Genomic DNA, 20,894 nt, shown 5'->3' with positions numbered 1-20,894 from the left:
GTCAAGGCCGGGCGATCGAGAGCCGCCGTCTCCCCTGCCACGCCGATGGCGATCATGGACCGCCGGCTCTCCCGCCCCGCCGATGGCGAGCGGGGACCGTCACTCCGCCAGCAGCGCCGCCGTGGCAGCGTCGGCGGGCAGGAACGCCTCCAGCTTCAGCTCCGCCACGGTCACGTCGAGCGCGGTCGCGAACGTCGTGATCGTGGTCGTCAGCCGCAGCTCGCCGCGTGCCGAGCGCAGCCGCATGGGGGCGGCGAAGCCCACATGCTCGGGCCCCGGCGCGACGTGCGGCACGTAACCGGACAGCTCGTCGTGGAGGTCGTCGCGCGGGATGCGGTCGAGGATGTGCCGTGCCCACTGCGCCAGGTTGACGATGCGCGGCGCCAGGCCCTCCGGGTGCAGCGAGAGGCGCAGCACGTTGACCGGCGGGCGCAGCAGGTGCTCGGCGACGCCCTCGGTGAGCAGGCCGAACGCGTCGTTGGCGAGCACCAGTTCGTGCCTGGCGTTCACGACGATCGCGGGGTAGGGCAGGTGTCCGCTCAGGATGTGCCCCAGCGCGGTGCGCACGTGTTCCAGACTCGGGTCGTCGATGGGGGTCTGCGGGTAGACGGGGGCGTAACCGGCCGCGAGCAGGAGCTCGTTGCGCTCCCTGAGCGGCAGCTCCATCGACTCGCCCAGCCGTACCACCATGGTCCGGCCGGGCCGGGAACGGCCGCTCTCCATGAAGCTGAGGTGGCGCTGCGTCGTGCCGGCGCGCAGGGCGAGGTCGAGCTGGCTGAGGTGGCGGCGCTGCCGGGTCGCACGCAGGGTCTGAGAGAAGTCCACGCTCCCAGTCTGCTGGGTCCGTCGATTCCCTTGAGGGAATTGTTGATATTCACAGCCGGGAGCACGATCCGTTCCATGAACACGCGACTGGGGGTCCTGCTCCCCACCAACCAGAGTCAGTGGAACGACGCCCGGCGGCTGGTCGACTTCGGCGTCCACGCCGAACGGCTCGGCTACGACTCGGTCTGGGCCAACGACACCCTGCTCGGCGCGCGCGTCGAGCCGCTGGCGATGCTCGCCGCCCTCGCGCCGGTGACCGAACGCGTCACGCTCGGCACCGCGGCGCTGCTGCCCGCTTTCCGCCGTCCGGTCACGGCCGCGCAGGAGCTGGCCTCCATCGACCACCTGTCGGCCGGACGGCTGGCCGTCACCGTGGGCGCGGGCTTCCCCGGCCGGTCGGAGATCGAGTACGCGGTGTCGGAGGTGCCGTGGGAGCGCCGCTTCGCGCGGCTGGACGACACGGTCGCCCTGTGGCGGGCGCTGTGGGCGGGCGAGCGGTCCTTCCACGGCAAGGTGCTGCACTTCGACGAGCTGCCCGAGTCCACGCCGTCCTACCGGCCCGGCGGGCCGCCGATCTGGCTGGGCGGGGCGAGCCGGTCGGCGCTGGAACGCACCGGGCGGCACTACGACGGGTGGCTGCCCTACCCGCCCGACCCCGCCGACTACCGCGCGGGTCTCCAGTCGGTACGGCAGGCCGCGGGGGCGGCGGGGCGCCCGGCCGACGCGGTCACCCCGGCGCTGTTCGTCACGGTGCTGGTCACCGACGACGCGGAGCGGGGCGAGCGGGAGCTCGACGCCTACTGCCGGGCCACCTACGGCCTGCCGTACGAGACGGTGCGGATGATCCAGGTGCTGGTCGCCGGTCCCGCCGAGCAGGTGGCCGGCACGCTGGCCCGCTACGCGGAGGCGGGCGCGGAGCACCTGGTCTGCCGCATCGCGGCCCCGACCCTCGACGGGCAGCTCGAACAGCTGGAGCTGATCGCCGGGATCGACCGGCGGCCGGCGCGGGCTACGGACCGGTGACGGTGCCGGAGCTCCACGCCCAGGCCGCGATGCCGACCCGGTTGGCCGCGCCGAGCTTGCGCTGGACGTTGGCGACGTGGGTCTTCACCGTGCCGGAGCCGATGAACAGCTCGGCGGCGATCTCGGCGTTGGTGCGGCCGTGGGCGACCAGGCGGGCGATCTCCAGCTCGCGCCCCGTCAACGGCTCGGCGGGCGCGGGCGGCGCGGCGGGCGCGCGCAGATGAGCCAGCAGGCGTACGGTGATCTGCGGGCTGATCAGCGTGTCGCCGGCCATGGCCGCGCGGACGGCCTCGATCAGCAGCGTGGGCCCCGACCGCTTGAGCAGGAAGCCGCAGGCGCCGTTGCGCAGCGCGGTGTGCACATACTCGTCCAGGTCGAAGGTCGTCACGACGATCACCCGGGTCTGCCCGGCGAGCAGCCGGGTGACCTCAAGCCCGTCGAGCTTCGGCATGCGGACGTCGGCGAGCACCACGTCGGGCCGCAGGTGCCGGGCCAGGTCGACGGCGCTGCGGCCGTCGGCGGCCTCTCCCACCACGGTCATGTCGGGCTGGGAGCCGAGGATGAGCCGGAAGCCGATCCGCACGTCCTCCTGGTCGTCGGCGATCAGGATCCGGGTGGTCATGTCGGCTCTCCACGGTCGGCGGTCGGACGGCTCACGCGCGCGCCGGCGTGCCGGAGCCTCCGGGGCGGACGGGCGGGCAGGAGCGCCTCGACCCGCCAGCCGCCCGGCTCGGGGCCGGCCGACAGCAAACCGCCGAGCACCTCGGCCCGCTCGGTGAGCCCGACCAGGCCGAAGCCGCCGCGGCCGGCGGCCTCGGAGTGGCCGCCGCCGTCATCGGTGACGCGTACGCGGACCGACTCTCCCACGCGGGCGACGGCGACCGCCACCGAGGTCGCCTCGGAGGCGTGGCGGCGCACGTTGGTGAGCGCCTCCGTCACGATCCGGTAGACGGTGGCGGAGGTCTCCTGGGAGAGCTGCCGCTCCAGCCCGGGATCGACCGAGAGGTCCACCCGCACCGACGGGGAGTAGCCGGCGACGAGCTGTGCCAGGCCGTCGACCCCCGGCAGCGGTCCCGCCGTGCCGGACACGGCATCGTCGGCTCCGTGGAGCATCTGGACGGTCCGGTCCATGGCGGTCAGCGCCCGCTGACCCGCCTCCTCGATGCGCCGCAGCGCGTCGGCGACCTGCGGTGGGAGCGGTCCGGGGGCGAGCTGGGCGGCCTGAGCCTGGACGAGGATGCCGCTCACGTCGTGGGCGACGAAGTCGTGCAGGTCGCGGGCGAGCACGAGCCGCTGCGTCCGCTTGGCCTCGGCCACCGCGCGGCGCCGGCCGTTGTCCAGCATGCGGAGGTAGAGGCCGACGCCCGCCGCCGCGACCGCGAGGAGGGCCCAGCCCGCGCAGGATCCGACGGCGAAGGCGAGGTCGCCGGGCCAGAGCACGCGGACGAGCATCAGCGCGACCGCGCCTCCCGCGAGCCCGGCCGAGACGGCGGCCTGAGGGGTCGGGGCGTGTCTGACGGCCAGGAGTGTCAGCGCGAGCAGGGGCGGCACCTCGGCCAGCGTCCAGGAGACAGCGTCGCTGTGCCATCCGCCCAGCGGATGCGCGGCGGTGATCGCGATCGAGATCGCCCCGGCCGCCATGGCCGGCCACGCGGGTGGCACGCGCGGCACCAGCGCCACGGTCATCGCGGCGAGCGCCAGGAGCGCGGCGGCCAGATCCATGGGCCGACTCTATTGGGACACCCGGCCGCGGGAGATCTCCCGAAAGGGAGAGCGTCCACGGCGCCCTCCGGGCGGGATCCGCCGGACGGCAGACGGACCCGCCGGCCGATCCTTCGGACACGCGGTGATCATGGGGCCGGCAGGCGCCGGGGGGAGTCCGGCGGTTCCGTCCGGCCCGGCCGGGATCGTCTGCGGGGATCCCGGCCGGGTCGGGGGCCGTGGAGAGCCTGACGCCGCCGGCCGTCGGGGCGGTTATCTGGACGCCATCCTGCTGACGAGCTGCGAACGCACCCGGCCGGGGATCAGCGGGGCGAAACGTTCGAGATAGGAATCGAGGTTGCTGGTCTCGTCCCAGAGGAAAGGGAGGTCCAGGCCGAGCATCGTGCGGATCGCCAGCAGCGGGATCGGGGAGCGCAGCGGGCGGAACTCCTCGTTCCAGAGACCCGCCTCGGCGCAGGTGGGATGGAACTGACCGATCATCAGCCCGTCGGCGACGTACTCCTGCTTCATGCGCCGCTGCAGCTCGTCCAACTCCCGGGAGTCGTCGTGGTCGAAGTCGGGGAGTATGACGACGAAGGTCAGCAGTTCCCGGTCGGAGGGCGGCAACGTGCCGGCCATCGCCTGGAACCGCTCCCGGAAGGCCGACAGCGCCTCACCTATCCGCTCGACGTCCGTCACGTCGTCCTCAACGGCCAGATAGAACAGGTCACGCCGTAACGAGGGGGCACTGAAGGGGCACACCGGCCCACGGCGGCCCAGCTCGGGATGGCCCGCCGTGAGATAGCCGCGGCTCCACTCCAGGATCTTCCGCAGTTCCGGCAGGCGAGGGTGGTCGAAGCCCGCGGCCACGTCGGCGGCGGACCACAGGCGTGGTTCAGAGCACATGCGGATCCCGCCACATCGGACGCAGACGGGGGCCGCCGGGCATCACGATCTCGGGTCCGTGGTGCTCGAACCCGAACCGGCGCGCCACCGCCTCCCCGCCCGGAGAGCTGGCCTCCAGGTAGGCGGGGACGCCGTCGCGGTCACAGCCCTCCAGCACCTGCCGCATCATCTGGGCGCCCAGACCGCTGCGCTGCAGGTGCGGTGCGACCGCTCCGAAACCGAGATACAGGTGCCGGGGGGCCGCCGGGTGGTGCGCCTCCTGGAGCCTGACGATGGTCAGCAGCGCGTCGGCGTACTCGCCCGCGACCTCGCGCAGCCGTGCGGTGAAGTCCGCACCGGGGTCCTCGGCTCCGGGCGGGGTCGAAAGCACGACCGCCTGGCGGTCCTCCGTCGTGAGCGCACCCCCCTGCGAGATCGATAGATCAAGAAATATCCGGAAGAAGCCGGGAAGGATCTGCTGCCGTCGACGGGGGTTGGGGAAGGCCCAGACGGTCAGCGCGTCATCGAAGAACGACTCCGCGAGAAGTGTGGTCAGGGGTCCGGTATCGGCGCCGGTGGCCGGTCGGAGGGTGATGACGGGACTGGACAAGGGTGACTCCTTCCTCCGGCGAGCTCCTCAAGGCGGCCGTGCAGGTGCTCGAGGATGTCGCCGGCTTCGGGTTTGATCAGGACACTGCGGAGGACGCGGGCGTGCGGGGCGTCCGCCACCAGCCGGGGATGGCGCCCGGTGAGCGCGTGGCCGTCCACGCGCAGGGCGCTGACGTAGACAGGGTCGGCGCCGGTCATGCCCGCGTTCAGCACCCGGGCGGTCGCGGCGTCGACGCCGGCCAGCGTCGGCTCGGACGGGAAGTAGGTGACGATGTCCAGCTCCGGCGGCTGGAACAGCGTCAGGTACGGGGAGTCCTGGAGCAGCCCGGCCCAGCGCCGCGCCGCCCGGAGGCCGGGCAGCAGGACCCGCCCGAGCCCGCCCGGGGTCGCCGGCAGCAACCGCAGGGTGAGCCAGAGCGCGGCCGCCGCCGCGCCGGAGCGGGAGCACTCCAGGCTGATCTCACCGAGGTGAAGGTCGCTCTCGGTGAAGTAGGTGTAGGGAGAGTCGTGCCGGTAGTACCGGGCGACGGTGGGGTCGGCGAACAGCACCGCACCGCAGCCGTAGGGCTGCAGCCCGTGCTTGTGGGGGTCGACCACGACCGAGTCGCAGGACGGGATCGCCTCCCACGGGCGGGGGTCGAACAGGCCCTGGCCGGCGAGCAGGGTGAAGAACCCGCCGTAGGCGGCGTCGACGTGCAGGCGCACGCCGTAGCGCTCCTTCAGGGCCAGGGCCCCGTGGATCGGGTCGACCGCGCCCGTCCCCGTCGTCCCGGCGGTGAGCACGACGGTGCCGACGCGCTCCCGGCGCAGCAGGGCCTCCAGCGCGTCGAGATCCATCCTGCCGTGCAGGTCGACCGGCACGCTGTGGCCCGCCACGCCGAGCACGCGGCACATCCGCGCGTGCGTGAAATGGCTGTCCGCGCTGTAGGCGATCCCCGCGCCCGGGTGGCTCTCGCGGGCGACGTACAGGGCTTCGAGATTGCCCATCGTCCCGCTGGTCGTGAGATGTCCGAGGTGGTCGGGGAGGCCGAACATGGCGGCGAGCTCCGCGATCACCTCCCGTTCCATGTCGGCCGTGGCGGGCCCGCCCTCGCGGGCGTGGTTGTTGGGGTTGACGAGCATCGCGGCGAGATAGCCGACGACCGCCGCCGGGTGGGGCGGTTTCACCATCTGCCCGACGTAACGCGGGTGGAAGAAGGGGTAGTTGTCCTGCAGGCGCTTGGTGAGGTCGGCGAAGGCCGCGCCGAACTCCTCGTCGCCGACGTGGTGGGAGGGGTGGGGGGTGAACGGGCCGAAGCCGGTGCTCCACCCGTTCACCGCCTCGACCGCGCGGCCCAGCCAGTGCTGGAGATCCATCGCTGACCGCTCTCCCTCAGCCCACGCGTTCGAGGACGGGCCTGACCGGCGTGCTCAGGTCCAGGTGGACCTTGTGGCGCTCGTCCTCCTCCGGGGTCTGCTCCACCCGGGCCATGGCGATCCGCAGGATGGGCGGGGCGATGACCGAGGTGACGACCGCGACCAGGATGATGATGGTGAAGATCTCGGTGCTGATGACACCCAGGCGCAGGCCGACCATGGCGACGATGACCTCGACGACGCCGCGGGCGTTCATCCCGGCGCCCAGTGCCAGGGCCTCCCACTTGTTCAGGCGGCTGGCGAGGGCCCCGAGGTAGGCGCCGATGAACTTGCCGGCGATCGCGACAGCGAGGATGAGGAGGGCGAAGCCCAGGACGTCCGGCCTGGCGAGGGCGGTGAGGTCCATGCGGAGGCCGGCGGTGGCGAAGAAGAGCGGGGCGAAGACGGCCAGGACCACGGTGCGCAGCGGCGCCAGCCGGGCCGGGTCGGGCTTACCGTACTCGCTGATGAGGATGCCCACGACGAAGGCCCCGAAGATGGCTTCGAGCCCGAGGGCGTGGGTGCCCACGGAGGCGAGCAGGATCAGCACGACCGTGGTCGCGATGGTCGGGCCGGCCTCCGCCGAGCGGCCGGCGAGCTGGAAGGCCTTGCGCACGAGCGGACGGCCGATGACGGCGGCGAAGACGAGCACGGCGACGAGGTAGGCCAGGGACAGGGCCACGGTGCCCGTGCGCAGTCCGGTGGTGGCCATCGCGGACACGACCGAGAGCATCAGCCAGCCGAAGGCGTCGTCCACCATGCCCGCGGTCAGGGTGAGCTGGCCGATGTTGCGGTGCATGAGGTTCATGTCGATGAGCGTCTTGGCGATCACCGGGATCGCGCTGACGCACATGGCGACCCCGAGGAAGAGCGCGAACACCGTCTGGTCCTTGCCCCCGTTCAACGCCTGGGGCAGCAGCAGGCCGGTGGCGACGCCGAGGCCGAGCGGGATCACCAGCCCGAAGCCGCTGACCTTCACGGCGGCCCCACCCTGCCTGCGGATCAGCTTCATGTCCAGGTGGGCGCCGGTGATGCCGACCAGCAGCAGCACGCCGATCTGCCCCACCGCGTCCAGCATGTGGAACTGTTCGGCCTCATGGGGTATCAGCCAGCCGGCCAGGTCGGGGGCCACCTGGAAGAAGAGCGAGGGGCCGAGGACGACCCCGGCGCACAGCTCGCCGACCACCGCCGGCATCTTCAGCCGTACGGCGAGGCGGCCCAGCGCGAGTGCCAGGAAGAGCAGCGCACCGAGCTGCAGCAGGAGCAGCAGCATCGCGTGCGCGCTGATGGGTGAGATGGGGGCCATGGGATCAACCTCCAGGCAGATAGGTCGGGGATTCGCACTCCGGTTCCGTGGACCGCCCGGCCAGCGGCGGTCGGTTGTTCTCCCGCGGAATGCGCCGCTCCTCATCGCATGTTCCGCGGCCGCCGTGACCGGACCGGCCGGCGCGGTAATCGTCGCCGTTGGTTCCCCGCTCGAAGATTCCAGCGGAATTTCTGGCGTGGAAATCGATCGGCATCATTTTTTCGGGTCCTCCGGATTTCTCCAGGGCCGGATCCATCGATGATCGGGAGATTCCTCGGCATACTCGGGTGGAAATTCCGCGCCACCGGGGAACGTCACGCTCACCCCTCCGACCTGCGCTGATCGGACGCCGAACGTCAGATCTGCAGACCTGCGGCCTGCCATGATCACATTGTGGTGAGTCCCTGATTCTCCGGCCATCGAGACCTCTTCTCTGCGCGTGCGCGCATGGAGTTCGATCGAAAGCCAGAATGCCATCGGCCGGCTGATCCGGCACCGAGGAGATACCCGAAGGAATTGTCCGCGGATCCGACCGCGGGCGGGCCTGCCTGGGAAATGCGAATGCGAGAAAAGCTGAGCGCGGGGCCCTGTGGCGGGGTCCGGTCGGGCGTGGGGCGCCGCGGTGGAGATGCGGTCGGGCGTGGGGCGCCGCGGTGGAGATGCGGTCGGGCGCGAGGCCCCGCGGTGGAGATGCGGCCGGGCGCGAGGCCCCGCGGTCGAGATGCGGCCGGGCGCGAGGCCCCGCGGTCGAGATGCGGCCGGGCGCGAGGCCCCGCGGTCGAGATGCGGTCGGGCGCGGGCGGCCACGGTCACTCGTGGACAGGTGGCCGCCCGGCCCCGGCCGTGGGTCAGCCGCCGGTCGGGGCCTGGTCCACCATCGCCCTCATCGGCTGCCAGGGCGTCGCGTCGAAGATCAGCGTGATCGAGGTGATCTCGCCGCCGTCGAGGCGGAAGTGCTCGGCGGTGCGCTGGGTGCCGGCGGGGGTGGCGGTGTGCACGTCATAGACGAGAGTGGCCTCGGACTCGCCGTACAGTTCGCTGATCATGTCGACGCCGGTGACCACCTGGAGGAATCCGGCGAGGCCGGCCAGGTGGCCGGTGGGGTCGGTGGAGCTCATGAGCGGGCTCCGGAAGGTGAACGCTCCGGCGAGGCGCGCGGCGGCTCCGGGTACGTCTCCCCGGAATCTGGCCTCGTGGTAGCCCCGGACGATCTGCCGGGTCTGGGTCTCGGGGGTCATCGGGCTCCGATCTCGTGGCCGTCCTGACGGCCGGTGGGGGGCGGGCTCACGGCTGGGTGCCCAAGTCGGTGGTCTGGCCCAGGTCGGCGGTCTGGTCCAGGCCGGTGATCTGGCTCAGGTGCCGGGCGAGCCGGTGCTGGTTGTCGGCCAGGCGCAGGCACAGGTGGCGTAACTGGGTCAGCTCGTCGGGCGTGAAGCCCCGGAAGATCGCCGCCATGGCGGCCTGGCTGGGCCGGCGGAAGGCTTCGATCCACGCCCGCCCGGCGGGGGTGATCTGGGCCAGGACGGAGCGCCGGTCGTGGGGGTCGGGGACCCGCCGGGCCAGGCCGTCGCGTTCGAGCGTGTCGACCAGCCCGGTGACGTTGCGGGAGCTCACCCCTGCCGACTGGGCCAGCTCGCCGATGCTGGTCCCGTCGTCGGCCGAGGCGTCCAGGCGGAGCAGGATGTCGAGGGCCCCCGAGCTCAGCCCGCGGCCCTGGGCCCCATGGGCGCGCATGCGCTCGACGGCGTGGAAGGCGGTGCGGATGGAGGCCGCGGCTTCGAGGGCGAGGGTGTCGTCCCCGCCGGTGAACCGGGACATGGCGGTCCTCGCCTGGGGGTCGAAGAGGCGGCCGTCGGGGTCGTGGTCGAAGTCGGTCGATAATTTATGTACGTCCTTCATAATGAAGTGGCACTTTAGTACGTACTTCGATGAGTTGTCGACGTCGGGTGGATCTCCACGGACCCGGCCGGCGGGAGGGGCGCCGTCGGCGGACGTTCCCGGGGCGGGCCGGGAGGCGGGTCACGCTCCCGGCCCGTCGTGCTCCCGGCCCGTCGTGCTCAGGGTGCCCGCCGGCGGCGGTCATGTCTGGAGGGATCGGAACCGCCGCCGGCGTACGGCGAGCATGCGCGGGGACGGCCTGGTCAGGGGGTCACTATGGCGAGCTGGTCGTACCAGTCCTCGGTGAGCCAGAGGTTGTCGTCGGATCCGGTCGTGATCTCGAACGGCCCGGCGAAGTCGCTCGGCAGCGCGTACTCGTTGAGCGTCCCGCCGGTGGTGATGCTGTCGACCCTGCTGCTGAGCTGCTCGACGAACCACAGGTTGTCGTCCGGCCCGCTGGTGATGCCCCAGGGGAAGCCGTCGGGGTCGGTGAGCGAGTATTGGGTGAAGCTGCCCGAGGTGGTGGCCGAGCTGACCTTCCCGGTGCCGTCGGTGTACCACAGGTTGTCGTCCGACCCGGTGACGATCCCGATGGGCATCGCGCCGGAGGGAGCGGCGATCTCGGTGACCGTCCCGCCGGTGGTGATCTTCGCGATGCCGGCCGCGAGCGGCTCGGTGAACCACAGGTTGCCGTCCGGGCCCGAGGTGATGTATAGCGGGTAGGCGCCGCTGGTCGGCAGCGAGTATTCGGTGATCGTCCCCGAGGGGGTGATCTTCCCGATCCGGTTGCCGTCCGCCTCGGTGAACCACACGTTCCCGTCGGGGCCGGCGGTGATGCCCCAGGGATAGGACCCCGAGTTGGGCAGGGTGTATTCGGTGATCGTCCCCGAGGGAGTGATCTTCCCGATCTTGTCGCCGGCGGCCTCGGTGAACCACAGGTTCCCGTCGGGGCCGGTGGTGATGCCCGCCGGCTGGGAGTTCGAGGTGGGGATGGTGTATTCGGCGAACACGCCCGCCGTGGTGACGCGCCCCACCTTGTTCGCGTAGTTCTCGGTGAACCACACGTTCCCGTCGGGGCCGGCGGTGATCCCCAGGACGGCCGCCTGGCTCGTCGGCACCGGTATCTCGTTGATCGTCGTTACCAGCCGGGCCTCCAGTCCGGACCTGAGGGCCGGCTTGGGCCGGGGCGGTCGCGGTGGGGAGCACCGGATGTGCCGGTGCGAGGGCTTCTGCTTGAGCTTGTGGCAGAGCTTCACCCATGGGCGGGGGGCGGGGCGGTTCGGCGGGGTGGTGGAGGCGGACACGGGCACGTTCACCGTCAGGAGCAGGGCGATGACCGCGAGCGGATACCCGAGGCGTCTGTAGCAGTGGCGCATGACATCCCTTCCATAAAGAAGAACAGAGAAAAGCGGGCGGGCAGCCGGGTGCGATCGGACAGCCGAGAGCCGCGGTGTCGGAGCGCCGAAGACGGAATCCCGGGACATTACGACAAACACCCTCAAAGCCCGATCCGGCGGGAATTCTTTATCCCTGTCCGGGCCCGGTTGTCCAAATATCTCTCACGCCCGCCGGGCGCCCTCGGCCATCTATGCTCGTGGCTGGTCATAAGACCGCCAACTCAATGGCTGGATCCGCGGGCAGGGAACGGCTCTCATCAGAGGCGTGGCTCCGCCGTACGCCGGGGATCGCGGCCCTGGGGAGGCTCCCCCGGACGGGAGAGGCGCCGATCGGCCGGCGCCGCGCGTCCCGCCGCGGAGGGCTCGGCGCTCAGGCGACCGAGTGGGTGATGGTGCCGGTGTAGACGCCCGGGACGGAGGCTGGGATGGTGACGACGATCGTCGGCTCCCAGCTGGTGGAGGTGGCGCTGGAGATCGACCCCTTGGAGGAGCTGAACGCGGTCACCGGTGCCGACAGCGGGCGCTGCTGGGCGGCGTTGATCTGTCCCGGGATCCGGGAGGCGCTGCCCGATGAGGCGGTGGTCGGGCCGGACCAGTAGGAGAGGTTGGCTTTGGTGATGGTCCCCCCGCCGCCGGTGCGGGTGAAGTCGGTGGCCGCCGCGGTGGCCCGCCACGTGCGGGTGCCCGGCCGGGTGTCGGACACGGTCACCGTGCCGAGGGAGGCGCTGATCGTGCTGCCCACGTTGCCGGTGCCGAGGTTCGCCGAGTTGGGCACGGTGATCAGCAGCTCGTTGGCGCGCAGCACGCGTGTCGCGTCCCTCCCCTTCCCCGCGTCGGCGGCCGAGCTGTCGGCGGCCGAGACCGCGGGGGCGCCGAGCCAGAGCAGCAGGGCGATCGGAGCCATCAGCGACGGGGTTTTCCGCACTGTCCTTTCCTCATTCCGATTAATCGAAAGCGTCTTGCGGGGGACGGGCGTAGCGCGTCTATCCGCCGGTGTGGAGAAAAGCCGATGGCAGCCTAGGCCACGTGATCGGGAGACACTTCCGGAACCCGTCCGTGGACGGCAAATTGCATGTAAGGCGACGATAGAATCTTCCGTGACAACGCGAATTTCGCCTGCCTGTCAGTACGCGTTCAGGGGCCTTGGGTGAATTTCCCCGCAGGTGGCTTTACGCCGGTGAATTTCGCTGCAGGCGGCCGTATGTCGGAAAATTCCGCCGGTGGTGGACGGGCGCCGGCGGAGGGGCTCCCGGCCGCCGGGCCCGCCAGGCCCACACCCGGCGACAGGGCCTTCGGCCTGGGCTGAGGGGCCCGGCCGCTCCGTGAAGTGAGAAGCGCGGGCCGGTGTGACCGATGGTCACGTTTGCCACCAGTGATCGCCAATAGTCACCAAGTGATCACCAAAAGTCGCCAGACGGTCATCTGGACGGTTTTCGGGGACGGCGCGCTGAGCAGGATGTGATCACGCAAGGACAACCCCGGGCATGGTCGGGGTTCGATGAAGGGGATCGCTAGTGTCTGGAAGCCGTCTCGGCAGCTCATTGGCAGGTGTCGCGAGCCTGGTCGCGGCGATGGCGGTAGTGGCCCTCCCGGCCCAGGCCGGCACATGCCCTGTTTCAACCACGTGTCCCACCACGGTGACGTTCACGGTGACCGCCCCGAACGGGCTGACGATCACTGTGCCCGACGGCCCGGTCGACATCGGCACCGGCGCGCCGGGCAGCCAGATCAGCGGGCAGCTCGGCCCGGTCACGGTCTCCGACCAGCGCGCCGCGCTCACCGCGACGTGGACGGCGTCGGTGATCGCGGCCCCGGGCGGCTTCACCACCGGCGGCGGCACGGCCGCGGAGACCATCCCGAACACCGCGCTGCGCTACTGGTCCGGTCCGGCCACCGCGACGACCGGCACCGGCACCTTCGTCCCCGGGCAGGTGGACGCGGCGGCCGCGCAGTCGCTGGACGTCTCGCGCACCGCCTTCAGCAAGACGAGCGGGTCCGGCAACAACTCCGCCACCTGGAACCCGACCATCGTGGTCAACATCCCCGCCCAGGCGGTGGCGGGCACCTACACCGGCACGGTGAACCACTCCGTTGCGTAACCCAGTGTTGCGGCGGCGCGCGCCGGCGGCGCTGTCCGCGTTCCTCCTGCAGGGAGCGCTCATCCTGCACGGGGCGGTCAGCGCCCCGGCGATCGCGGACGGAGGCCCGGCGGGCTCCCGTCCTGCAGGCGTGGGCTCCCGCCCTGCCGAGGGGGGCTTCCGCCCGGCCGGAGACCTTCATCCGGCCGGACCGGGCTCCCGTATGGCCGGGAAGGACACCCGCGCGGCCGGGAAGGACTCCATCGGGATCATGCTCCTGGAGGCCCCGGCCAACCGCATGGACGACCCGCGGGCCCGCATCTTCATCGTCGACCACGTCAACCCCGGCACCGAGTTCACCAGGCGCTTCAAGGTCATCAACGGCTCGTCCAGGCCCCAGCACGTGGAGCTCTACGCGAGCGGTGCCTCCGTCGGCAAGGACGGCTTCGCGTTCGCGCAGGCCCGCACCCCGAACGAGCTGAGCTCGTGGATCACGCTCAGCCATTCCGGAGTCGACCTCAAGGCGCACGGCAGCGCGACGGCCAAAGCCACGATCGACGTGCCGGCGATGGCCGTCAAAGGAGAGCGGTACGCCGTCATCTGGGCGGAGGTCGCCTCGTCGGCCCCCGGTCCGCAGGGGAACGTCGCCCTCGTCAACCGGGTCGGGATCCGCACCTATCTCGACGTCGGGCCGGGCGGTGAACCCCCGTCGGACTTCCGGGTCGGCGAGGTGCTCCCGCAGCGCGCCGAGGACGGCCGGCCGCGGATCGTGGCGAGCGTCTTCAACACGGGCGAACGCGCCCTGGACATCAGCGGGCAGCTGTCGCTGTCCGACGGCCCGAGCTCGCTCAGCGCCGGCCCCTTCCAGGCCGCCCGCAACGTGACCGTGGCGCCGGGAGAACGCGGGGAGATGGCCGTGGTCCTGGGAGAGGGCCTCCCGGACGGGCCGTGGAAGTTCCACCTCGCCCTCCAGAGCGGCCGGGTCAAGCACACGGTGACCGGCACCCTCACCTTCCCGGAGAAGGCCGGCACCTGGGGCCCGCCGGCCTCGCTGGACTCCCCCCTGATGCTGACGGTCACACTCGCCGGGCTGGTGGCCGTCGCCGCCGCGGTGCCGCTCCTCCTCTTCGGCTTCCGCCGCCTCGCCGCGCGCCGGCAGAGGTTGTCGGCGAGCGGTCTCCGTGACGATCCCTCCTGACGCCGGGTGACGCGGCGTCAGGACCGGTGGCCGGCCGGGCGGCCGCGGGGAGGAGGGCCTACCGGCTCAGGAGGGCCTACCGGCTCCCGGCGGCCTCCAGCAGGGTGATCTCGTCCGCGCCGAGCACCAGGTCGGCGGCCGCCGCGGAGTCGCGGGCCGTCTCGGGGCGGCTGGCCCCGGGGATCGGGACGGTGGCCGGGGACCGGGCCAGCAGCCAGGCGAGACAGACCCGCTGCGGGCTCACCCCGTGCTCGCGCGCGACCGCGTGGAAGGCGGCGTACGCCGGGTCGGGCGCGCCGGAGCGGGACCGGCCGTCGAGCGAGCTGCGGGAGATGCCGCCGAGCGGGCTCCAGGGCAGGAACGCGACGCCCAGCTCCTCGCACAGGCGCAGCTCCGGCTCGCCGGCGCGGACGGCCGGGGAGAACCGGTTCTGCACCGAGGCCAGCCTGTCGCCCAGGATGTCGTGCGCCTGGCGGATCTGCCCGGCGTCGGCGTTGGAGACGCCGGCCATGCGGATCTTTCCCTCGTCGAGCAGCTCGGCCAGCGCGCCGACGGAGTCGGCCCAGGGAACGGCGGGGTCCGGCCTGTGGAGCTGGTACAGCCCGATCGTGTCGACGCCGAGCCGCTTGAGCGACGCCTCGCAGGCCCGCTTGAGGTGGTCCGGTGAGCCGTCGACCGTCCACGAGCCGTCGCCTGGCCGGCCCCGGCCGCCCTTGGTGGCGACGAGCACCTCCGCGGTGCCGCCGCCGTACGCGGCGAGCGCGCGGGCGACCAGCTCCTCGTTGTGGCCGCTCTCGCCGGCGTGCCAGTGGTAGGAGTCGGCGGTGTCGACCAGTGTCACGCCGGAGTCGAACGCGGCGTGGATGGTGGCGACCGCCCGGCGGTCGTCCGGCCGCCCCTCGATCGACAGGGGCATGGCGCCCAGTCCGACGGCGCTGACCGGGACGTCGCCGATGTGGCGGGTACGCATGTCCGGTGACCTCACAGTGCTTGGGCGACGGCGTCCGGCAGCCAGTCGCGGGTGTGGGAGAAGGCGAAGCCGAGCCGGCCGGCCCGGCCGTTGTCCATGCCGTAGTAGTGGCCGAACGAGTACGGCGAGACCTCGGCGCCCCCGGACCTGTCGTAGACCGGCCGGGTGGCGGTGTGCGAGGCGATCCGGTCGCACAGCTCGAAGACGTCGAACTCGCCGTGGGAACGGGCGTTGACGGCGCCGGTGAAGTCGGCGCCCGCCGTCCACCGCAGGAAGTCGGCGATCTCCCTGTGGTGGACGAACGACGACGGATGGTTGTCGCGGTGGACCACGATGGGGCGGCCCGCGCGGATCCGCTCGACGTAGTGCCGGAGCCTGCCGGTGAAGTCGGCCGGGCCGCCGCCCATGACGTGACCGGATCGCACGGTGACGAAGGGGAACGCGGCCTCGCGGGTGAAGACCGCTTCGGCCTGCCGCTTGCCCTCGCCGTACTGGCTCTCCAGGAACGCCCGGTCGTGCCAGGGCAGGCCCGGGTCCACCGGCCACAGCTCCGGGTCGACGGCCGTCTCGGCCATCGGGGCGCCGGGAGCGGCCATGGGGACGCCCTCGGCCGAGGAGCGGTCGTAGACCTCGATGGTGGAGGTCATCACATACCGTCCGGTGCGGCCGGCGAAGACCCGCGCGGCGACGGCGGCCTGGAGCGGCGTGTTGCACACCTGGTCGACGACCACGTCGAAGGTGCGGGCGCCCAGTGCCCGGGCGAGCTCCCGCTCGTCGTCGCGGTCGGCCACGACGTGGGTCACGCCCGGGGGCGGCGCCTGCGAGCCGCGGTTGACGAGCGTGACGCCGACACCCCGGTCCCGTAGCCCTACGACCAGGTGCCGGCCGAAGTAGCGGCTGCCGCCGATGACGCATACCTCTTTCATGCCTTCATCCTGTCCATATACGGTTTTAAGCAGAAGTGGTGATCTGCTTAAGCGGCTGTTAGGGAAACTGATGATCGATGTCCAGCGGCTGCGGATCCTGCGCGAGGTCGCCCAGCACGGCAGCTTCAGCCGGGCCGCCGCGGCGCTGCTGCTCACCCCGTCGGCGGTCTCCCAGCAGATCGCCGCGCTGGAGCGGACGCTCGGGACGCCGGTGGTCCATCGCAGCACCCGCGGGGCGGTGCTCACCGAGCCGGGCCGGCTGCTCGTCGAGGCCGCCGAGACGATCTCGGCGGAGCTGCGGCACACCCAGGAACAGATCGACCGGTTCACGACCGGCCGCACCGCCCTCACCATCGCGACGTTCACCAGCGGAGGCCGGTATCTGCTGCCCGCCGCGCTCGCCCGCTTCACCGCCGATCACCCGGAGGTCGAGCTGACCGTGCTGGAGCACGAGCCGGAGGGCAGCCTGCCGATGATCCGCGAGGGACGGGCCGACCTCGCGCTGGCCTACCACTTCGACAGTCCACCGCCGGTCCGGCCCGGCGACCGCTCCCGCCTGACGTGGACGCCGCTGATGGAGGACCCGATGTCCGTCGTCGTGCCCGCCGGCCACCGGCTCGCCGGCCGCGCGTCGGTCGACCTGGCCGAGATCGTCGCCGAGCGATGGGTGCTCGGCTGCCTCAAGACCGGGGACTTCCTCCACCGCTACGCCACGCTCGCCGGCTCCGAGCTGCGCGTCTCGGCCAGCACCACCGACTACTTCTTCGCCCAGGTGCTGGTCGCCGCCGGCGTGGGCATCGCGATGATCCCCGAGGTCGCGCTCCGGCCGTCCGCGGAACTGGTGGCCATACCGGTCGGGCCGCCGCGCCCCGCCCGCTACATCGGGGTGGCCGTCGCGCGCCGGCGCCTGACGCGGCCGCACGTCGCCGCGCTCGCCGAGGCGCTGCGCCTGGCCGTGCCCGGCGCCTCGGCCGCCCTGCCGTGAGACGGGCCGCGATCACGTAAGGCCGCGATCACGTGGGCCCTGATCGCGGCCGACCGCGGCGGCCCCCGGGGCCGTCCCGGGCGGAAGTGAAGGCGCTGCTGGAGGGGCTGGTGACGGCCCGGTGCGGCGACAGCGATCTCGGCGCGGGGGCGGCAGGCGCGCGGCAGAGGGCCGATGATCACCCTGGGTACGGACATGATCGCATTCTGGCCAAAACGCGATAGATCTCGTTTATGGCTTTAAGGTCATGTTGCCAGAGTCAACGCACTGACCGAAAGAGCGTCATGATCCCCCTGCTCGCGCTGGACGCCGTCCCGCCCCATCCCTATCCGCTGATCCGCGGCGGCGGCCTCTTCCTCATCTTCGTCGGCCTCGGCTTCCTGCTCGGCTGGATCTTCCCCAGCAAGTGGATACCGCTCGGCATCGGCGGGTTCGTCACCGGATTCGTCGCCAGCGGTCTCAGCGCGCTGCTGAAGCCGTCCCTGGGCACGCCCTCCCTGGTGCAGATCGCCGCACTGGTCGTCTCCTTCGTCGTCGAGGCCGGTCTCATCTACTACGTGGTCACCACGTTCAAGGACCGGGACGACCGGACCATGATCCTGAGCATCCTGTTCGTGGTCGGCCTGCACTTCGTCATCATGGGGATGGCGCACGGGCCGCTGATCGCGATCCTCGGCGTGGTGACCTCGCTGAACGCCTGGATCGGACTGAAGGTGACGCCGAGGTCGCCGCTCCGCCTGGTGGGCGGCATCGACGCGCTGCTGAAGGTCGGAGTGGGCTCCTGGATGCTGTTCCTCCACCCCGCGCTCACCTACACGTGACCTGGCAGGGGCGGGCACCGCTCCGAACCCGTACGGCAGGCGGAGCATAGCGGCGGTCACCCGGTGCGTCTGTAGGGCGTAACCACACAGTGGAGGTGATCGTGGACGCCGCAGAGGAGCGACGGTTCCGCGAATTCGTCTCGGCGCGGTCCCCCGCGTTGATGCGCCTGGCCTACCTGCTGACCGGTGGCGACCAGCACGCGGCGGAGGACCTGCTGCAGACCGCGCTGGCCAGGACGGTCACCAGGTGGCGGAGCGTGGACGCACCCGAGGCATACGTCCGGCGGGCGATGTACCGCCAGCAGGTCTCCTGGTGGCGGCGGCGGCGGGAGACCGTCATCGCCCAGCCGCCCGACCGGGCCGTGGCCGACGGCACGCACGGGGTCGAGCTGCAGATGGTCATGCGCCGCGCGCTGGCCCGGCTGACGGCCCGGCAGCGGGCCGTGCTGATCCTGCGCTACTACGAGGACCTGCCGGAGGCCGAGGTGGCCGGCATCCTCGGCTGTTCGGTGGGCACGGTCCGCAGCACCGCCCACCGCTCCCTGGCCAGGTTGCGCGAGCTCGCACCCGAGCTGCGGGAGCCGTACACGATCTTCGGGGAGGCCACGGCATGACCGTCGACGAGCTCGTCAGGCGGACCCTTCACGACTGGTCCGACGAGGCGCGGGTCCCCACGGACCTGGCGTCGAAGGCGCTCGGGAAGCGCCGGCGTGCCAGGGGCAGGACGTTCGCGGTGGTCGCGGGGGCGACCGCGGCCGTCGTGGCGGGCGTGCTCACTGTCCCGGCACTGCTCCAGGGAGCGGGGGGCGGCGACGCGCGGCCCGCCATCGCCGTCCTGACCGATCCGAGCCCGTCCACGGAGACCGTGGGCGACCCGGAGTCCACGCCGCCGAAGACCCTGGTGGCGGCGGGCGGTACGGCGCTCTACTCCTACTACGTCTGGGACGAGGAGAGGATCCCCAACGGGCGGCAGGTGCTGAGGCGGACCTGGTACCGCTACGACAAGGGCCGGCAGACCTACGAGCGGACGCCGTGGGCGTGGCTCGACGTCGCGCAGGGCGGGCAGTCCGTCGCGGTGATGGAGACGGTCCCCGCACGGCGGGTCGGGGTGATCACCACCCCGGGGGACGAGGTCCGGTGGATCGACCTGGAGCGCCCGGCCGGGGCCGTGAGCTGGTCTCCCGACGCCAGGAAGCTGCTGGTCACCAACTACGGCGGCAACCCCGACGAGTCCTACCCCTTGGTGAACAACAGCCAGGAGATGCTGCCCACGACCCGGACCGGCTACACCGTCGTCGACATGGACAGCGGGCAGGCCGCGTTCCACCCGCTGGAGCCGGACGAGAACAACCGCTTCGGCGGCCGCCTGGACTTCGCCTGGAGCACGGACGGCACCCTGGTCTGGGAGCACGACAGCACCCCGCCCGGCACCAAGAAGTTCTACGATCTGGACGGCAACCCGCGGCAGGGGCCGCCGGGCGCGGCCGACACCTACGAGACCGCCGGGGTGTCGCCCGACGGCCGGTGGATCGCGGCCCAGAGCCCGGACAAGAACGCGGCCATGGGCCTGAAGGACGTGCGCACCGGCGAGGTCATCTCGGTCAAGCCGGTCGAGGGGCAGTGGGTCGAGCAGCTCGTCGCCTGGGCGGACGACGACCGCGTGATCACGTGGGCGTGCGAGTCCAAGGGGTTCAACAGCTGCGTCGGCGGCGAGTTCCGCAACCGGCTGCTCCTGGTGGACGTGAACGGGGGCGAGGCCGTGCCGCTCACCGGCTACCGCGAGAACAGTCAGCGGCCCGGCTCGTGGGTGCCCGTCTTCACCCGCCGCTGAACGGCCGCGCGGGCCGTACGGGGAGACCGTGCGGCCCGCACGGCGGTGAAAACCCTTGGCCGTACGGTCATATGTCAACATATGCTGTTGATCATGATGTTCGACTGGGCTCCGCTGACCAGGGACGACGCGGGCAGATGGGCGGAACTGCTCGCCGAGGTCGAGAGGGCGGACCGGGTCGGCGAGAACTACGACGCCGGCGACCTCGCTGACGACCTCGACAACCCGCTGCTCGACCTGGCCGAGGGCACCCTGGCCGCGTGGGACGGGGACAGGATGGTGGCCTTCGGCGTCACCGCCTGCCGCCCCACCGCCGACCCGGTCCACAAGATGACCCTGTGGGGCGCGGTCCACCCGGCGTACCGGCGCCGCGGCCTCGGCGGCCACCTGCTCGACTGGGCCGTCCGCACCACGCCGGTGCTGCACGGACGCCGCTTCCCCGGCCGGCCGCTCGAACTCCACCTCCACGCCTTCGACAGCAACGAGGGCGCGGCCGCGCTGGCCGTCCGGAAGGGGATGACCCCCGCCCGGTGGTTCTACGGCATGAGCCGCGACCTGGGCGTGGCACCGCCCGCGGCCGTCCTGCCCGGCGGCCTGGAGATCGTCACCTGTCGCGGGGACCTCCAGGAGGCCGCCCGCGAGGTGTACAACGCCTCCTTCGCCGACCACTGGGGCAGCGCCTCCCACACCCCGGAGAGCTGGAGGCGCGCCGTCGTCGGCGTGCGGGCCTTCCGTCCAGAAAGCTCCTTCCTCGTCCGGGACCGATCGGGCGGGAGCGTGGCGGTGCTGCTCACCTACTACTACGAGGCCGACACCGAGGCCACCGGGGTCCGCGAGGCGTGGATCCAGATCATCGGCACCCTGCGGGAGTGGCGGGGCAGGGGGGTGGCCGGCGCGCTGCTCGCCCACGCCCTCACCGAGTTCCGCGCCCAGGGCTACGCGAAGGCCGGGCTGGGGGTGGACGCCGACAACCCGACCGGCGCCCTCGGGGTCTACACCCGCGCCGGATTCGAGGTCGAGCACCGCACGACCACCTACGCCCTGCCGATCGCCTGAGCGGGACGGG

21 protein-coding genes are annotated in these 20,894 nt (G+C 72.0%); 8 read left to right on the top strand and 13 right to left on the bottom strand.

The features are described from left to right. Positions 1-99: 99 nt before the first annotated feature. Entirely contained in the window at positions 100-825 is a 726-nt protein-coding gene (locus ACZ6R6_RS39065) for a helix-turn-helix domain-containing protein (RefSeq protein WP_470101977.1), read from the bottom strand. A gap of 75 nt (positions 826-900) precedes the next feature. On the opposite strand from ACZ6R6_RS39065, the gene ACZ6R6_RS39060 reads away from it, so the two are divergent. Then, the gene (locus ACZ6R6_RS39060; RefSeq protein WP_470101976.1) at positions 901-1,848 is read left to right on the top strand and encodes an LLM class flavin-dependent oxidoreductase; all 948 of its coding nucleotides are present in this window, start codon (positions 901-903) and stop codon (positions 1,846-1,848) included. Here ACZ6R6_RS39060 and ACZ6R6_RS39055 read toward each other — a convergent pair. From ACZ6R6_RS39055 to ACZ6R6_RS39010, 10 genes are all read right to left on the bottom strand, one after another. Then, positions 1,835-2,470, bottom strand: coding sequence for a response regulator (locus tag ACZ6R6_RS39055; protein ID WP_470101975.1), 636 nt, complete (start codon positions 2,468-2,470; stop codon positions 1,835-1,837). The genes ACZ6R6_RS39060 and ACZ6R6_RS39055 overlap by 14 nt on opposite strands. Continuing rightward, complete coding sequence (locus ACZ6R6_RS39050) at positions 2,467-3,570, bottom strand: sensor histidine kinase (RefSeq protein WP_470101974.1); 1,104 nt, start codon at positions 3,568-3,570, stop codon at positions 2,467-2,469. The genes ACZ6R6_RS39055 and ACZ6R6_RS39050 overlap by 4 nt, the downstream gene beginning before the upstream one ends. A 252-nt stretch (positions 3,571-3,822) precedes the next feature. Beyond that, entirely contained in the window at positions 3,823-4,455 is a 633-nt protein-coding gene (locus ACZ6R6_RS39045; RefSeq protein WP_470101973.1) for a DUF6875 domain-containing protein, read from the bottom strand. Beyond that, positions 4,445-5,044 carry a GNAT family N-acetyltransferase gene (locus ACZ6R6_RS39040; protein ID WP_470101972.1) on the bottom strand — a complete coding sequence of 200 codons (600 nt, stop codon included), beginning with the start codon at positions 5,042-5,044 and terminating at the stop codon, positions 4,445-4,447. Before ACZ6R6_RS39040 ends, ACZ6R6_RS39045 begins: the two co-directional genes overlap by 11 nt. Continuing rightward, on the bottom strand, positions 4,987-6,399 hold the full coding sequence (locus tag ACZ6R6_RS39035) for a pyridoxal phosphate-dependent decarboxylase family protein (RefSeq protein WP_470101971.1): 1,413 nt from the start codon (positions 6,397-6,399) through the stop codon (positions 4,987-4,989). Before ACZ6R6_RS39035 ends, ACZ6R6_RS39040 begins: the two co-directional genes overlap by 58 nt. Positions 6,400-6,415: 16 nt before the next feature. After that, entirely contained in the window at positions 6,416-7,744 is a 1,329-nt protein-coding gene (locus ACZ6R6_RS39030; RefSeq protein WP_470101970.1) for a cation:proton antiporter, read from the bottom strand. An 848-nt stretch (positions 7,745-8,592) separates the two neighbouring features. Continuing rightward, on the bottom strand, positions 8,593-8,982 hold the full coding sequence (locus tag ACZ6R6_RS39025) for a nuclear transport factor 2-like protein (RefSeq protein ID WP_470101969.1): 390 nt from the start codon (positions 8,980-8,982) through the stop codon (positions 8,593-8,595). Positions 8,983-9,028: 46 nt separating this feature from the next. Further along, positions 9,029-9,643, bottom strand: coding sequence for a MarR family winged helix-turn-helix transcriptional regulator (locus ACZ6R6_RS39020; protein WP_470101968.1), 615 nt, complete (start codon positions 9,641-9,643; stop codon positions 9,029-9,031). A 242-nt stretch (positions 9,644-9,885) separates the two neighbouring features. After that, positions 9,886-10,998, bottom strand: coding sequence for a Vgb family protein (locus ACZ6R6_RS39015; protein WP_470101967.1), 1,113 nt, complete (start codon positions 10,996-10,998; stop codon positions 9,886-9,888). Positions 10,999-11,389: 391 nt separating this feature from the next. Then, entirely contained in the window at positions 11,390-11,944 is a 555-nt protein-coding gene (locus ACZ6R6_RS39010) for a hypothetical protein (protein WP_470101966.1), read from the bottom strand. Positions 11,945-12,668: 724 nt separating this feature from the next. Between ACZ6R6_RS39010 and ACZ6R6_RS39005 the strand changes: the two genes are divergently transcribed. Beyond that, positions 12,669-13,118: a hypothetical protein gene (locus ACZ6R6_RS39005; protein ID WP_470101965.1), complete on the top strand. Its 450-nt coding sequence runs from the start codon at positions 12,669-12,671 to the stop codon at positions 13,116-13,118. 4 nt (positions 13,119-13,122) lie between these two features. Then, positions 13,123-14,295 carry a hypothetical protein gene (locus ACZ6R6_RS39000; RefSeq protein WP_470101964.1) on the top strand — a complete coding sequence of 391 codons (1,173 nt, stop codon included), beginning with the start codon at positions 13,123-13,125 and terminating at the stop codon, positions 14,293-14,295. 76 nt (positions 14,296-14,371) lie between these two features. Here ACZ6R6_RS39000 and ACZ6R6_RS38995 read toward each other — a convergent pair whose 3' ends face one another. Then, complete coding sequence (locus tag ACZ6R6_RS38995) at positions 14,372-15,265, bottom strand: aldo/keto reductase (protein ID WP_470101963.1); 894 nt, start codon at positions 15,263-15,265, stop codon at positions 14,372-14,374. An 11-nt stretch (positions 15,266-15,276) separates the two neighbouring features. Continuing rightward, positions 15,277-16,191: a Rossmann-fold NAD(P)-binding domain-containing protein gene (locus ACZ6R6_RS38990; protein ID WP_470101962.1), complete on the bottom strand. Its 915-nt coding sequence runs from the start codon at positions 16,189-16,191 to the stop codon at positions 15,277-15,279. Between the two features lie 70 nt (positions 16,192-16,261). Between ACZ6R6_RS38990 and ACZ6R6_RS38985 the strand changes: the two genes are divergently transcribed. From ACZ6R6_RS38985 to ACZ6R6_RS38965, 5 genes are all read left to right on the top strand, one after another. Then, positions 16,262-17,176 carry a LysR family transcriptional regulator gene (locus ACZ6R6_RS38985; RefSeq protein ID WP_470101961.1) on the top strand — a complete coding sequence of 305 codons (915 nt, stop codon included), beginning with the start codon at positions 16,262-16,264 and terminating at the stop codon, positions 17,174-17,176. A gap of 284 nt (positions 17,177-17,460) precedes the next feature. Further along, positions 17,461-17,997 carry a DUF6609 family protein gene (locus tag ACZ6R6_RS38980; protein ID WP_306861775.1) on the top strand — a complete coding sequence of 179 codons (537 nt, stop codon included), beginning with the start codon at positions 17,461-17,463 and terminating at the stop codon, positions 17,995-17,997. A 101-nt stretch (positions 17,998-18,098) separates the two neighbouring features. Continuing rightward, positions 18,099-18,611: a SigE family RNA polymerase sigma factor gene (locus ACZ6R6_RS38975; RefSeq protein ID WP_470101960.1), complete on the top strand. Its 513-nt coding sequence runs from the start codon at positions 18,099-18,101 to the stop codon at positions 18,609-18,611. Further along, positions 18,608-19,828 (top strand): hypothetical protein, encoded by a 1,221-nt coding sequence (locus ACZ6R6_RS38970; RefSeq protein ID WP_470101959.1) that lies wholly within the window; start codon positions 18,608-18,610, stop codon positions 19,826-19,828. The genes ACZ6R6_RS38975 and ACZ6R6_RS38970 overlap by 4 nt, the downstream gene beginning before the upstream one ends. Positions 19,829-19,921: 93 nt before the next feature. Further along, entirely contained in the window at positions 19,922-20,884 is a 963-nt protein-coding gene (locus tag ACZ6R6_RS38965) for a GNAT family N-acetyltransferase (protein ID WP_470101958.1), read from the top strand. Positions 20,885-20,894: the final 10 nt, after the last annotated feature.

This window comes from Streptosporangium sp. NPDC048886, assembly GCF_055586905.1.
This window is presented reverse-complemented; position numbering and strand designations above follow the sequence as displayed.

What these genes read in the sequence shown, in the direction of transcription:
- ACZ6R6_RS39055 (WP_470101975.1), bottom strand. Translation starts at nt 2,470, where the DNA reads ATGACCACCCGGATCCTGATCGCCGACGACCAGGAGGACGTGCGGATC.
- ACZ6R6_RS38965 (WP_470101958.1), top strand. Translation starts at nt 19,922, where the DNA reads ATGATGTTCGACTGGGCTCCGCTGACCAGGGACGACGCGGGCAGATGG.
- ACZ6R6_RS39030 (WP_470101970.1), bottom strand. Translation starts at nt 7,744, where the DNA reads ATGGCCCCCATCTCACCCATCAGCGCGCACGCGATGCTGCTGCTCCTG.
- ACZ6R6_RS38980 (WP_306861775.1), top strand. Translation starts at nt 17,461, where the DNA reads ATGATCCCCCTGCTCGCGCTGGACGCCGTCCCGCCCCATCCCTATCCG.
- ACZ6R6_RS39020 (WP_470101968.1), bottom strand. Translation starts at nt 9,643, where the DNA reads ATGAAGGACGTACATAAATTATCGACCGACTTCGACCACGACCCCGAC.
- ACZ6R6_RS39025 (WP_470101969.1), bottom strand. Translation starts at nt 8,982, where the DNA reads ATGACCCCCGAGACCCAGACCCGGCAGATCGTCCGGGGCTACCACGAG.
- ACZ6R6_RS38990 (WP_470101962.1), bottom strand. Translation starts at nt 16,191, where the DNA reads ATGAAAGAGGTATGCGTCATCGGCGGCAGCCGCTACTTCGGCCGGCAC.
- ACZ6R6_RS38995 (WP_470101963.1), bottom strand. Translation starts at nt 15,265, where the DNA reads ATGCGTACCCGCCACATCGGCGACGTCCCGGTCAGCGCCGTCGGACTG.
- ACZ6R6_RS39045 (WP_470101973.1), bottom strand. Translation starts at nt 4,455, where the DNA reads ATGTGCTCTGAACCACGCCTGTGGTCCGCCGCCGACGTGGCCGCGGGC.
- ACZ6R6_RS39060 (WP_470101976.1), top strand. Translation starts at nt 901, where the DNA reads ATGAACACGCGACTGGGGGTCCTGCTCCCCACCAACCAGAGTCAGTGG.
- ACZ6R6_RS38985 (WP_470101961.1), top strand. Translation starts at nt 16,262, where the DNA reads ATGATCGATGTCCAGCGGCTGCGGATCCTGCGCGAGGTCGCCCAGCAC.
- ACZ6R6_RS39015 (WP_470101967.1), bottom strand. Translation starts at nt 10,998, where the DNA reads ATGCGCCACTGCTACAGACGCCTCGGGTATCCGCTCGCGGTCATCGCC.
- ACZ6R6_RS39050 (WP_470101974.1), bottom strand. Translation starts at nt 3,570, where the DNA reads ATGGATCTGGCCGCCGCGCTCCTGGCGCTCGCCGCGATGACCGTGGCG.
- ACZ6R6_RS39035 (WP_470101971.1), bottom strand. Translation starts at nt 6,399, where the DNA reads ATGGATCTCCAGCACTGGCTGGGCCGCGCGGTCGAGGCGGTGAACGGG.
- ACZ6R6_RS38970 (WP_470101959.1), top strand. Translation starts at nt 18,608, where the DNA reads ATGACCGTCGACGAGCTCGTCAGGCGGACCCTTCACGACTGGTCCGAC.